The sequence below is a fragment of the Aliidongia sp. genome (assembly GCF_035943795.1).
GTDB lineage: Bacteria > Pseudomonadota > Alphaproteobacteria > ATCC43930 > CGMCC-115725 > Aliidongia.
The window spans coordinates 16,817-30,066 of sequence record NZ_DASZBY010000066.1 but is presented as its reverse complement, the minus strand read 5'-3'; the positions used below and the strand labels follow the sequence as shown (position 1 = coordinate 30,066).

The following is a 13,250-nucleotide window of genomic DNA, read 5'->3' as shown; positions in this document are numbered from 1 at the left end:
TCAGTCGCTCGATCCGGCCAGCGCACGCTGAATGCGCGAGGGCCGCTTTTCCCGGCTCGACCGGCCCAGCCAGTTGTTGAGCCGGTCCATATAGAGATAGACGACCGGCGTCGTGTAGAGCGTCAGCATCTGCGACAGGATCAGGCCGCCGACGATCGAGAAGCCCAGCGGCTGGCGGATCTCGGCGCCGGTGCCGCTGCCGAACATCAGCGGCACGCCGCCCAGCATGGCCGCCATGGTCGTCATCATGATCGGCCGGAAGCGCATCAGGCAGGCTTCGTAGATCGATTCCTCGGGCTTGAGGCCTCGGTTGCGCTCCGCCTCGAGCGCGAAGTCGATCATCATGATCGCGTTCTTCTTCACGATGCCGATCAAGAGGATGATGCCGATCAGCGCGATCACGCTCAGGTCGAAATGGAACATCATCAGGATCAGGATCGCGCCGACGCCGGCCGACGGCAGGGTCGACAGGATGGTGATCGGATGGATGTAGCTCTCGTAGAGCACGCCCAGGATGATGTAGACGACGACCAGTGCCGCCGCGATCAGGTAGGGCGTGGTCGACAGCGAGGATTGGAACGCCTGGGCGTTGCCCTGGAAGGTGCCCATGATCGTGGCCGGCAGCTTCATCTGCGCCTCGGCCTCCTGGATGGCGCTGACCGCTTCGCCGAGGGACGCGCCCTGGGCCAGGTTGAAGCTGAGCGTCACCGCCGGGAACTGGCCTTGATGGGCGATCGACAGGTAGTTGGTCTTGGTCGTATCGAGCTTGACGAAGGTCGAGAGCGGCACCTGGCTGTCGGTCACCGGCGACTTCACATAGATCTTGTCGAGTGACGACGGGTCGCCCTGCAGCGCCGGCGGCACCTCGAGGATCACGTGATACTGGTTCAGCTGGGTGAAGAACTGTGCCACCTGGCGCTGGCCGAACGCGTCATAGAGCGTGTCGTCGATCACCTGCGGCTGGATGCCGAACCGTGCGGCCGTCGTCCGGTCGATCGTCATGCTCACGGTCGGCGCGTTGGTCTGCTGGTCGGTCGCGACGTCGCGAACCATCGACAGGGTGCCGAGCTTCTGCAGCAGCAGCGGTGCCCAATGGTTCAACTCGTCCAGGTTCGAATCCTGCAACGTGTACTGGTATTGGGTCTTGGTCGATCGGCCGCCGACGTTGATGTCCTGGGCCGCCTGCAGGAATAGGGCGACGCCCTGGACCTGGGCAAGCTTCGGCCTGAGGCGCGTTATGATCTCGCCCGCGGACGCGGTGCGTTCCGGCTTCTGCTTCAGGGTGATGTAGAAATTGCCGTTGTTGCCGGTGCGCGAGCCGCCGGTCGAGCCGACCGAGGAATTGTAGCTGTAGACATCGGGATCCTCGCCGACGATCTTCATCAGCTCCTGCTGCTTCGCCATCATGCCCTTGAACGAGATGTCCTGGGAGGCCTCCGAGATACCCTGGATGAAGCCGGTATCCTGCTGCGGGAAGAAGCCTTTGGGGATGGTCATGAACAGGAACACGGTGAGGCCGACGGTCGCGAACAGCACCATGAGCGTGAAGAACTGGTGGCGCAGCACCCAGCGCAATCCATAGGCATAGCCGTCGCGCATGCCGTCGAAGAAGCGCTCCATCATGACATAGATGCGGCCGTGCTTGGTATGCGCCTCGTCCTTGAGGAAACGCGAGCACATCATCGGCGTCAGCGTCAGCGACACGATGGCCGAAACCATGATGGTGACCGTGACGGTGACGGCGAATTCATGGAACAGGCGGCCGATGATGCCGCCCATCAGCAGGAGCGGGATGAACACGGCGATCAGCGAAAGGCTGATCGACACGATGGTGAAGCCGATCTCGCCAGCGCCCTTCAGCGCCGCCTCCATCGGCTTCATGCCATCCTCGATGTGGCGGACGATGTTCTCGATCATGACGATCGCGTCGTCGACCACGAAGCCCACGGAGATGGTCAGCGCCATCAACGACAGGTTGTCGAGGCTGTATCCCACCACGTACATGACGGCACAGGTGCCGACGAGCGAGACCGGCACCGTGATGCTGGGAATGACCGTCGCCCAGAAATTTCTCAGGAAGGCGAAGATGACCATGACCACCAGCAGGACGGTCAGGCTGAGGGTGAACTGCACGTCGGAAACCGAGGCGCGGATCGTCTGGGTCCGGTCCGAGATGACGCTGACGTCGATCGCCGGCGGCATCGCCGCCCGCAGGCGCGGCAAGGCGCTCATGACGGAATTGACCACGTCGATGACGTTGGCGCCTGGCTGTCGGAAGACGCCCAGCGTGATGCCGCGCGCCCCGGTCTGCCACGAGGCGAGGCGCATGTTTTCCGGGCCGTCCACTGCCTGGCCGACGTCGCGGATGCGGACCGGCGCGCCGTTGCGATAGGTCAGGATGACGTCCTGATAATCCTTGGCGGCGGTCAGCTGGTCGTTGTTGTAGATCGTGAAGCTCTGGTTCGGACCGTCGAAGCTGCCCTTGGGCTGATCGACCGTCACGGTGCCGAGCGTCGCGCGGATGTCTTCGAGGCTTAGCCCCATGCTCGCGATCTTGGCCGGATCGATCTGCACGCGCACGGCCGGCTTCTGCTGGCCGAACACGCTGACCTGGGATACGCCGGAAATCTGCGACATCTGCTGGGCCAACAGCGTCTCGGCCGCGTCGTCGACCTGGGTCAGCGGCATGCTGGGGCTATAGACCGCCAGCAGCAGGACCGGCGCGTCCGCCGGGTTGACCTTGCGATAGGTCGGCGCGTTCGGCAGGTTCTTCGGCAGCTGACCGCTGGCCGCGTTGATCGCGCCCAGCACGTCGGTCGCCGCGGCGTCGATGTTGCGGTTGAGGTCGAACTGCACGGTCACGCTGGTCGAGCCCAGCACGCTGGTCGAGGTCAGCTGCGCCACACCCGCGATCTGGGCCAACTGCGTTTCGAGCGGTGTCGCGACCGAAGACGCCATGGTGTCGGGGCTAGCGCCCGGCAGGGAGGCGTTGACCTGGATGGTCGGGAAATCGACCTGCGGCAGAGGGGCCACCGGCAGCAGCGGATAGGCGACCGCGCCGACCAGGAACATGCCCGCCATCAGCAGCGAGGTTGCGATCGGGCGCTTGATGAAGGGGGTGGAGATGCTCACTTGGCCGGGCCCCCGGCCGGCGTGGCGTCGGCCGTCTGGCTGCCTTGCGGGGTGGCAGTGACCTTGCTGCCGACCTTGACCTTGTACTGGCCGTCGACGATCACGTTCTCGCCGGCTGCCAGTCCCTTGTCGATCAGCGCCGTCTCGCCGTTGATCTGGCCGACCGTGACCGGCCGCATCTCGACCGAACTATCCGGCTTGATGACCCAGACGAAAGTTCCGGCCGGGCCGCGCTGGATCGTCTGCGTCGGCACCGTCAACCCGCCCTTGCGCGTCGCGAGCAGCAGGTGCGTGGTCACGAACTCACCCGGCCACAGCGCGTTTTTCTGGTTCTGGAACGTCGCTTTCAGCTTGATGGTGCCGGTGGTCTGGTCGATCTGGTTGTCGACCAGCGCCAGGATGCCTTCGCCCAGCTGGATCGTGTCGTCCGACGAATAGGCATAGACCTTCAGCACCGTGCCGTTCGCCCGCGCCTGGTTGATCGCGTCGAGCAGGTTTTCCGGCAGGGTGAAGATGACCGAGATCGGATGGGTCTGGGTGATGACGACCAGGCCGGTCGTATCGGTCGCATGGACGATGTTGCCCTGGTCGACCAGCCGGATGCCGGTCAGGCCGTCGAGCGGCGACGTGATGGTGGTATAGGCGAGATTGACCTTGGCGGCGTCGATGGTGGCCTGGTCGGATGCGACCAGCGCCGTATCCTGGTCCACCAGGGTGCGCTGGGTGTCGAGCACCTGCTGGCTGACGAAATGGTTGCCGATCAGTCCCTGGTCGCGGGCCAAGTCGCGCTTGGCATTGGCCAGCAGCGCCTCGTCCCGCGCCTTGGTCGCCGTCGCCTGGTCGAGGACGGCGCGATAGGGGCGCGGGTCGATCTGCGCCAGCACGTCGCCGGCCTTCACCTCCTGCCCCTCGGTGAAGGCGACTTTGTCGAGCTGGCCGTCGACCCGTACCTTGATGGTGACCGTGTTGAAGGCGGAGACGCTGCCGATGCCGGTCCGCAGGATCTGGACGTCCTCGGCCTTGACCGTCCCGGACACGACGGGGACGGCCGGCGGGGCGGCGGGCGGGCCTTCCGCCGAAGCCGGTGTGCGCTCGACGAACCAGGCAACGCCTGCGGCGATCAGGATGATCGCGACCAGTCCTGGAACCCAAGTCTTGCGCATCTCGTAACTCCTGCCGGCAAGCCCGTCCGGCATCAATATTCTGTTTCGATCAGAAAGCGCCGGCCTCTTCGGTCCCCAGAACAGCCACACGCGTATTAAAATAGCATTATCTCATACGAAATGGAGCGGGGAACGGCATGCTGCAGTGCAAGCTATGAACGGAGCTGGCATACGCCAAATCGATTAATTATATTGCGGACATGAATGGGCTGAATATCGCTTCCGTCGATCTCAACCTGCTGAAGGCGTTCGAGGCGCTGCTGCGCGAGCGCTCGGTCACGCGGGCCGCGATCTCGATCGGCGTCTCTCAACCGGCGCTCAGCCACTCATTGACGCGATTGCGCCATCTGTTCGGCGATGACCTGTTTATCCGGCTGCCCCACGGCATGGAGCCGACGCCGAAGGCGCACGAGATCGGCATGCTCGTGGAAGGGGCGCTGGAGCGCATTCGGCGTGCGCTGGACCTGCAGCACGACTTCGATCCCGCGACCACCCGCCGCAGCTTTCTGGCCACGATCGCCGAGTATGCCGAGGTCGCGCTGATCGAACGGCTGACCCGGCTCATGGTCGAACGGGCGCCCAACGCCGATCTGCGGCTGATGCCGCTCGATTTCGCGGCGACGGCGGAACAGCTGGACGGTGGGGTCGTGACCCTCGCCGTCGGGCATTTCCGCGACCAGGCTCCACGCTTCGGCCGACGCCTGATCTATCGCGAACGCTTGAGCGCGCTCGTTCATCAGCGCCATCCGGTCCTGGGCGCGCCCCTGACCGCCGAACGCTATGTCGCGTGGCCCCACGTGGTGATGTCGCCGACCGGCAAGGCGATCCGCTCGATCGACCCGCATCTGGCCGCGCGCGGCCTGAAGCGCCGGGTGGCGGCGACGGTCGGCACCTACCTGGCCCTGCCGCCGGTGCTGCGCTCGACCGAAATGATCGCGACCTTGCCCGGCATCGCCGCCGAGGCGCTGGTCGACCTGGCCCGCGATCTGGTCCGGATCGACCTGCCTTTCGTGCAGACGGTCGAGGTGTCGATGGTCTGGCACGTCAAGACCGAAGCCGATCCGGCGGAGCGCTGGTTTCGCGACCTCGTCGCCGAAGCCGCGAAACCGCTCGGCGATGGCGCCGAGGCGGCTTGAACGGTCTCAGTGCGATGTCGCGCCCATCGCCCTCTCGATCCCGCGCCAATCCTCCGGGCTGATCGCGAACAGCCCGAAGCGGAACTGATAGCCCCAATTCGGCTTGCCGGCGGTGAATTGCAGGGTCTCCAGCAAGGGTTGGATCGGCGTTTCCGCCGCCTGGGCCCAGGCCACGTTCCGGCGATAGGGTCGAAATCCCTGACCCATGTCGAAGCAATAGGGCTCGCCGTCGCGGACCGTGCCGAGGGCGGTGAACGCCTGCAACCGGTCCTTGCCGCCGAACGTGACGGTCGGCGAGTAATACACGACGCGGTCGCCCGGCTTGATCCGCTTCAAGGGCGTCGCCTTGCCGTGGCAGACCTGCATGAAGCCTTCGGCGCGGCCTCGACGGACATGCTCGGCGGAAGCTACCGCCACCCAATGGCCGGTCATTGCGCGCCCTCCGCTTCCGGCATCGGCGCGAACACGCGCAGGCGATGGCCGTCAGGGTCGGTGGCGACGAAGGTGCGTCCGAAATCCAGCGTGGTCGGCGCCTGCAGGATCGACAGGCCGCGGGCCTGCCAGTCGGCATGGGTCGCATCGACGATCGCGTAGGTTTCAACCGTGAAGGCCAATTCGGCGCCACCCCCCGCCGCACCCGCCGCCGGCTCGACCGTGTGCCGCGACCACAGGCCGAACATGAGGCCGGAGTCGAGGGCGAACAGGGCGAAGGTCGGCGAGGTCTCGACCGGTTCGCGCGCCAGCAGGTCGCGGTAGAAGGTGGCGCTGGCGGCGGGGCTTTCGACGTAGAAAAGCACGTAATTCTGGGAGGGCATGGTCGGCTCCTGTGTGGTGTGGGAGAACGATACGACGACATGCTGCCAGTTTATGGCAGTAGTCGTCATCCGCGGGATGATATTCCTTCCGCCTCGCGCCATTCCTTCAGCAGCGCCTGGCGCCGGCGCGGATAGCGGACGTCGCTCGCGACCAGGTCGGAGATGCGGTCGGTGCGGAAATGCCGGAAGCCCTGGCGCAACTCGCACCAGGCGACGATCACCCGCACGCGGTCGAAGAAGCCGAGCGCGAACGGCCAGATGGTCCGCCGGGAGGCGTCGCCGCCCTTGTCCTGGTAGGCGATGGTCAGCTTGCGCTCGGATCGGATCGCCTTGCGGATCACGGCCAGGTCGATGGTGTGGGCGACGATCGGCGCGCCCGGCCCGACTAGGAGGGCAGAGGTGTCGAGCGCGTCGCGCAGGTCGGGCGGCAGCACGGCGGCGATCTTTGCCAGCGCATTGCGTGCCGCCGCACCCAGCGGGTCGTCCGCCCGCTCGGCGACCCAGCGCGAGCCCAGGACCAGCGCCTCGATCTCATCCTCGGAAAACATCAGCGGTGGCAGCATGAAGCCGGGCTGCAGCACATAGCCGACACCGGGCTCGCCCTGGATATCCGCCCCCTGGGCCTGCAGCGTGGCGATGTCGCGGTAGAGCGTCCGGATGCTGACGCCCTGCTCGCGGGCCAGCACCAGGCCGCTGACCGGCAGGCGGTGGCGGCGCAGCACCTGCAGAAGATCGAGCAACCGTTCCGATCGCGACAAGGCGCCGTTCCTGTTCAGTGCATCATGGTGCCATATTCTGGCAGCAGTTGCCGGGATTGCGAAGATCTCAACCCGCGGATCCCGTCCCGGGCGCTAGGCTCCATCCAGAACCTTCGTTATGCTGCTAAACAATTGACCGAACCGCGCTTGTAGAGACGAGAGGACCCCGCCATGCCCGACGCCTTCATCTGCGATTTCGCCCGGACCCCGATCGGCCGCTATGCCGGCGCGCTTTCCGGCGTGCGGGCCGACGATCTGGCGGCCGTCCCGCTCGCCGCCCTGGTCGCACGCAATCCCGAGGTCGACTGGGCCACGGTCGACGACGTGGTGCTGGGCTGCGCCAACCAGGCTGGCGAGGACAATCGCGACGTGGCGCGCATGGCGCTGCTGTTGGCCGGCCTGCCCGACAAGGTGCCCGGCGCCACGGTCAACCGGCTGTGCGGCTCGGGGCTCGAAGCGATCGCCGCGGCGGCGCGCGCGATCCGGGCCGGCGATGGGGAGCTGTTCATCGCGGGGGGCATCGAGAGCATGAGCCGCGCGCCCTTCGTCATGGGCAAGGCCGACAGCGCCTTTTCGCGCGATGCGCAGATCTACGACACCACGATCGGCTGGCGCTTCGTCAATGCCAAGATGCGCGAGGCCTATGGCACGGACTCGATGCCCGAGACGGCCGAGAACGTCGCTGCCGATTTCAACGTCGCGCGCGTCGACCAGGACGCGTTCGCCTGGCGCAGCCAGCAGCGGGCCGGCCGGGCCCAGGCGTCCGGCCGCCTCGCCCGCGAGATCGTGCCGGTCACGGTCAAGCGCGGCCGTGAAACCGTCGAGTTCAATGCCGACGAGCACCCGCGCCCGGACACGACCCTGGAGCAACTGGCCAAGCTGAAGACGCCCTTCCGCGTCGGCGGCTCGGTGACCGCCGGAAACGCGTCGGGCGTCAACGACGGCGCCGCGGCGCTCATCATCGCGTCGGAGGCCGCGGCCAGGCGCTGGGGACTGACGCCCCGCGCGCGCATCCTGTCGACCGCGGTCGCGGGCGTGCCGCCGCGCATCATGGGCTTCGGCCCGGCACCGGCAACCCGCAAGGTGCTGGCCCGGCTCGGCCTGTCGCTGAGCGACATCGACGTGATCGAGCTGAACGAGGCGTTCGCTGCCCAGGCGCTTGCGGTCACCCGCGATCTGGGCCTGCCCGACGATGCCGATTTCGTCAATCCGAACGGCGGCGCCATCGCGCTGGGTCATCCCCTGGGCATGAGCGGCGCGCGCCTGGCGCTGACTGCGACGGTCGAACTGGAGCAGCGCGGGGCGCGGCGCGCGCTCTGCACCATGTGCATCGGCGTCGGCCAGGGCATTGCCATGGTGATCGAACGGGTTTGATTTTGCCATAATCACGCTATGGTGGTGACGGCGGATCGTTTTGAGCCACTAGGTCGTTTTCTGCGGGACGGCGCGCGCACCGTTTGCGTGACGGCCCGGCTGGTGCCACGATCGGCGACGGACGACGGGTCGTTTTATCCGAGGGATCATGCGCACACTGGAGCGCGCGGCGGTCGGCCTGTTGGGCCTGGCCCTGATCGCGATCATGGCCGGCAGCCTGCTGCTCGCGCTCAGGGCACAGAATGCGGTCGGCGAGCGCGAGGCCTGGGTAAAGCACACCTACCAGGTGATCGACAAGCTCGCCGCGGTGCGGGCCGCCATCACCGATTGCGAGACCAGCATCCGCGGTTACGACCTGACCGCCGACGATCAGTTCCTGATCACGTTCGAAGCCGCCTCCACGGCGCTCGACCGGCTGCCGACGGAACTCGATGCCTTGCTGGCCGACAATCCGTCCGAGTTGCAGGCCGCGCATCGTCTGGCCGATCTGATCGCCGAGCGGCAGGCCGGTTTTGCCGAGGGCATCAAGCGCTTCCACGCGGCAGGCGACAAGCCGGTCACTGCGGCGGTCCCGGCCGGCAAGGGCATCCAGGTGATGGCGCAGATCCGGGCGCTCAGCCAATCCATGCGGGACACCGAACTGGGCCTGCTGGCCGAACGCACGACGGCGGCGGATCGGGCGCGGATCGAAAGCCTGTGGATCTTCCTCGGCGCCGGCCTGGTGATGCTGCTGGTCATGGCGGCGGCCTTCATGCTGCTGCGGCGCGAAGCGGTTCGACGGGCGGCGGCGGAAGCGGGGATCCATGCCCGCGAACGGCTGCTGCAGATCATCTTCGATACGGTCCAGGTCGGTATCGCGCTGACCGGTCCGGACGGTAAGCTGCGCCGGGTCAACGCGGCCTTTTCGGCGCTGTTGGGAGAAGACGAGGCGGCTCTGGTCGGCCGGCGACCGGCTTTCTTCAGTGATTTCGCCGCACCGGGCCAGGCGCGGCGGTTGACCGTGACGCGACCCGACGGCACGGTGCGCACCGTACTGGCCGTAGCGAGCGGGATCGTCGACGAGACCGGAAGTGCCGCCCGGATCAAGACCATCGCCGACGTGACCGACCTGGAGCATGCCCAGGCCGAATTGGCGGCGAGCCACCAGCGGCTGGCAGCGATCAACGACAGCGTGCTCGACGGCATCATCACGATCAACCCGTCGGGCTCGATCGAAAGCTTCAACCGCGCGGCCGAGACGATCTTCGGCTATCCGGCCGACCTTGTCATGCGGCGCAACGTGCGCATGCTGATGCCGGAACCCTTCGCCTCGGCCCATGACGGGTATCTGGAGCGCTATCTGGAAACCGGCTTCTCCTCGATCCTGGGCGTCGTGCGCGAGGTCGAGGGGCTGCGGGCCGACGGTACGATCTTTCCGATGGAGATCGCACTGACCGAGACCGTGCTGCGCGGTCACCGCCTGTTCGTCGCGGCCGTGCGCGACATCGGCGAGAAGCGGGCGCTGGAGCGGGTCAAGAACGAGTTCGTGTCGACCGTCAGCCACGAGTTGCGCACGCCGCTTACCTCGATCTCGGGCGCGCTCGCGCTCATGGCCAAGGGCACGGCCGGCACGCTGCCCGACAAGGCCCTGGGCCTCGTTGCCATCGCGCGCTCGAATTGCGAGCGGCTGGTGCGCCTGATCAACGACATCCTCGACCTCGAGCGCATCGAGGCCGGCAAACTGGTTTTCGAGTTCTCCGGCGTGCCGATCAAGCGGCTGGTCGATCGGGCCATCGCCGAGAACCTGGATTTCGCGGCGAAATTCCAGGTCGCCCTCGAACTCGATGGCGACATGCTCGATGCCGAGGTCTGGGGCGACGAGCATCGGCTGCTGCAGGTTTTGACCAACTTGATCTCGAACGCGGTCAAGTTTTCGCCCGCGGGCGGGCGGGTCCTGATTTCGACCAGCCGTTCGTCGGGCATGCTCCACCTCGCGGTCACCGACCGGGGGCGCGGTATTCCGGAGGCCTTCAAGCCGCGCATCTTCCAGAAATTCGCCCAGGCGGACGCGACGGATAGTCGCCAGAAGGGCGGAACCGGGCTCGGCCTGTCGATCGTGAAATCCATCGTCGAGCGGCATGGCGGCCGGATTGGATTCGAGTCCGAATGGGGCGTCGGCTCGACCTTCCATGTCGACCTGCCCGAGAAGCGCGCCCGCCTGACCGATCTGCCCGTGCTCGACGGCGGCGACAAGCGGGTGCTGATCTGCGAGGACGACGACGACGTCGCCCAGATCCTGCGGGCGCAATTGTCCGATGCCGGCTACCAGTCGATCCGGGCCGCGACGGCCGACGAGACCATGCACCTGCTCGATGCCGGCACCTTCGATGCCATGACGCTCGACCTGCGCCTGCCCGATGGCGACGGGATCGCCATGCTGCGCCGGATCCGTGCGGATGCGCGTCACGCCGGCATGCCGGTCATCGTGATTTCGGCCTGGCTCGACGAGAAGGTCGCCGACCGCGGCCTGACCGGCAACGTGCTGGGCGTCGTCGACTGGATCGGCAAGCCGGTCGATGGCGATCGGCTGCATCATGCGCTGGACCTGTCGCGCCGCCGTGCCGGCAAGCCGCGCGTGCTCCATGTCGAAGATGACCCCGATATCGTCAAGCTGGTCGAATATGCGCTGCGCGACGAGGCCGACGTGGTGGCGGCGCCCTCGCTCGTCGAGGCGCGCCGCCGGCTCCTCGGCGGCGACATCGACCTGATCATCCTCGACGTGGGCCTGGTCGACGGTTCCGGCCTCACGCTGCTCGACGACGTCAAGAACACCAAGGGCCTACGCTCGCCGCCCACCGTGCTGTTCTCGGCCCAGGAAATCGACGCGACACGGCGCGACGAGCTGGTCGCGGTGCTCGTCAAATCCCAGAGCACGATCGACCAGTTGGCCAGCGTCATTCGCGACCAGCTGGAACTGGGCACGAGCGGACACCCCAATAGCTGATTTCCACGCGCCGCTCATGTAAGATGGCTGCAAAGATGCAAACCGGGCCGGGAGACGTGTTTTGACGATGGCGGTAAGCGGGACGATGGGTGACGAGGATGCCGAAGCCTTGTTGCGGGGTTTGGCCGCCTGGCTGCCGCGGCGCTTTCTCCTGGCGATCGACATCATGCTGGACGTGTCGTTCAATGGTGCCAGCGGACCGCTGCCGGCGGCCGAACTGGGCCAGCGCCAGGGGCTGGAGACGCGCAAGCTCGAGGCCATTCTGCAGCGCCTGTCCCGCGCCGGCCTGCTGAAGAGCGTGCGCGGTCCGAACGGCGGCTATCTGCTGGGCGCCGAGCGCGGCAGCGTCACTGTGGGGGCTATCGCGCGTGCCATGATGGGCCAGGACAAACCGACGCCTTTCACTGAATCCCCGTCGCCCACCATGCGCAAAGTTGTGCTGCCGATGGTCGAACGGGTCCACGAACTCGTGCTGGCCGAATTCGACCGGGTGACGTTGGCCGAACTCTGTCGATTGAGCCGTCTGGCGGGCCTGACCAGCAAGTGCGACGGCATCGTCGATTTCGTGATATAAAACACATATTTCTATTGTGTTATAAATTACAATTGACGTCTGGGATTTGTTGATATCAGGCTGCTCCGCGACAAATCATCTCAGCGGAGCTTCCTGATGTCCTCCACCACCTCGCCCGGCCTGCTCGACCGGATTTCGCTGGATTGGTGGGCGGTCTTGACCGCCCTGGTCCTGGCCCTGCTCGTCGGGTTCGATCTCCTGCCGCCGATCGGCTGGTAGGGCGCATCATGAGCGAGAATATTGCGATCGCCGCGCCCGATCCGTCGCCGCTGGTGCGCCGGGTCATCGATCTCGTCCCGGGCCTGTTGCTGCTGACGGCGATCGGCCTTGGCGGCAAATTCATCGAGCAGTCGATCGCGGCCTACGGCAAGGCGCATCACCAGGCGCTGCCGAACATCGAATATGTGCTCTGGGCCATCCTGATCGGCCTCGCCATCGCCAATACCGCGGGCGTGCCGCGCCTGTTCCGTGCCGGCGTCGCGACCTACGAATTCTGGCTGAAGGCCGGCATCGTGCTGCTGGGCGTACGCTTCCTGGTCGGAGACCTGATCAAGGTCGGCGGCGTGACGCTGGGCCTGGTCGCGATCGAGATCGTCGGCTCGCTGATCTTCATGACATTGCTCGGCAAGGCGTTCGGGCTGAAGCCGAAGCTCGTCTCCCTGCTCGCGGTCGGGTCCTCGATCTGCGGCGTCTCGGCGATCATCGCGGCCAAGGGAGCGATCGAAGCCGAGGACGAGGACGCGTCCTATGCCATGGCGGCGATCCTGGCACTGGGCGCCGTGTCGCTGTTCGCATTCCCGGCCATCGGCCACGGGCTGGGCCTCAGCGACCATGCCTATGGCTTGTGGGCCGGCCTGGGCGTCGACAATACCGCCGAGGCGACGGCGGCAGGCGCGCTGTATTCCGACACGGCCGGCAAGTTCGCCGTGCTGGCCAAGACCATGCGCAACGCCACGATCGGCTTCGTCGTGCTGGGCTACGCGGTCTATTGGGCGCGCCAAGGCCTCGCCGGAAAGATCGAAAACAAGACGGCCTTCCTCTGGCAGAAATTTCCCAAGTTCGTCCTGGGTTTCCTGGCGATCTCGCTGCTGGCCAGCCTGCATGTCTTTACCGGCCCCGAGGTCGCGAGCCTCGCCAACCTGTCGCGCTGGGCCTTCCTGCTGTGCTTCGCCGGGGTCGGTCTCAGCACCGATCTGCGGAAGATGGCCCGGCAGGGCTGGCGCCCCTTCGCGGTCGGTGCCATCGGCGGCGCGGTCATCGCCGTGCTTACGCTCGGGCTGGTCGTCGGTGCTGATAGGTGGATCGGGCTGTAGCC

11 protein-coding genes are annotated in these 13,250 nt (G+C 66.4%); 6 read left to right on the top strand and 5 right to left on the bottom strand.

Annotated elements, in window-relative coordinates; genetic code table 11:
- Together VGV37_RS11185 and VGV37_RS11180 are read right to left on the bottom strand one after the other, a co-directional pair.
- Positions 1-3,132 (bottom strand): multidrug efflux RND transporter permease subunit, encoded by a 3,132-nt coding sequence (locus VGV37_RS11185; protein WP_326879749.1) that lies wholly within the window; start codon positions 3,130-3,132, stop codon positions 1-3.
- On the bottom strand, positions 3,129-4,295 hold the full coding sequence (locus VGV37_RS11180) for an efflux RND transporter periplasmic adaptor subunit (RefSeq protein ID WP_326879748.1): 1,167 nt from the start codon (positions 4,293-4,295) through the stop codon (positions 3,129-3,131). The genes VGV37_RS11185 and VGV37_RS11180 overlap by 4 nt, the downstream gene beginning before the upstream one ends.
- A gap of 200 nt (positions 4,296-4,495) precedes the next feature.
- Between VGV37_RS11180 and VGV37_RS11175 the strand changes: the two genes are divergently transcribed.
- Entirely contained in the window at positions 4,496-5,431 is a 936-nt protein-coding gene (locus VGV37_RS11175; protein ID WP_326879747.1) for a LysR family transcriptional regulator, read from the top strand.
- Positions 5,432-5,437: 6 nt separating this feature from the next.
- Here VGV37_RS11175 and VGV37_RS11170 read toward each other — a convergent pair whose 3' ends face one another.
- The 3 genes from VGV37_RS11170 to VGV37_RS11160 form a co-directional block, all read right to left on the bottom strand.
- On the bottom strand, positions 5,438-5,863 hold the full coding sequence (locus VGV37_RS11170; RefSeq protein WP_326879746.1) for an EVE domain-containing protein: 426 nt from the start codon (positions 5,861-5,863) through the stop codon (positions 5,438-5,440).
- Positions 5,860-6,246 carry a VOC family protein gene (locus VGV37_RS11165; RefSeq protein ID WP_326879745.1) on the bottom strand — a complete coding sequence of 129 codons (387 nt, stop codon included), beginning with the start codon at positions 6,244-6,246 and terminating at the stop codon, positions 5,860-5,862. The genes VGV37_RS11170 and VGV37_RS11165 overlap by 4 nt, the downstream gene beginning before the upstream one ends.
- A 65-nt stretch (positions 6,247-6,311) precedes the next feature.
- Positions 6,312-7,004 carry a YafY family protein gene (locus VGV37_RS11160; protein WP_326879744.1) on the bottom strand — a complete coding sequence of 231 codons (693 nt, stop codon included), beginning with the start codon at positions 7,002-7,004 and terminating at the stop codon, positions 6,312-6,314.
- A gap of 171 nt (positions 7,005-7,175) precedes the next feature.
- Here VGV37_RS11160 and pcaF point away from each other — a divergent pair, with 171 nt between their 5' ends.
- The 5 genes from pcaF (at position 7,176) to VGV37_RS11135 (ending at position 13,248) form a co-directional block, all read left to right on the top strand.
- Positions 7,176-8,378 carry a 3-oxoadipyl-CoA thiolase gene (gene pcaF / locus VGV37_RS11155; protein WP_326879743.1) on the top strand — a complete coding sequence of 401 codons (1,203 nt, stop codon included), beginning with the start codon at positions 7,176-7,178 and terminating at the stop codon, positions 8,376-8,378.
- 148 nt (positions 8,379-8,526) lie between these two features.
- Positions 8,527-11,361, top strand: coding sequence for a PAS domain S-box protein (locus VGV37_RS11150; RefSeq protein ID WP_326879742.1), 2,835 nt, complete (start codon positions 8,527-8,529; stop codon positions 11,359-11,361).
- Positions 11,362-11,428: 67 nt separating this feature from the next.
- Entirely contained in the window at positions 11,429-11,935 is a 507-nt protein-coding gene (locus tag VGV37_RS11145) for an RrF2 family transcriptional regulator (protein ID WP_326879845.1), read from the top strand.
- Between the two features lie 96 nt (positions 11,936-12,031).
- Positions 12,032-12,154: a hypothetical protein gene (locus VGV37_RS11140; protein WP_326879741.1), complete on the top strand. Its 123-nt coding sequence runs from the start codon at positions 12,032-12,034 to the stop codon at positions 12,152-12,154.
- Between the two features lie 8 nt (positions 12,155-12,162).
- A complete protein-coding gene (locus VGV37_RS11135) occupies positions 12,163-13,248 on the top strand; it encodes a YeiH family protein (protein WP_326879740.1) in 1,086 nt (361 codons plus the stop codon).
- Positions 13,249-13,250 lie beyond the last annotated feature (2 nt).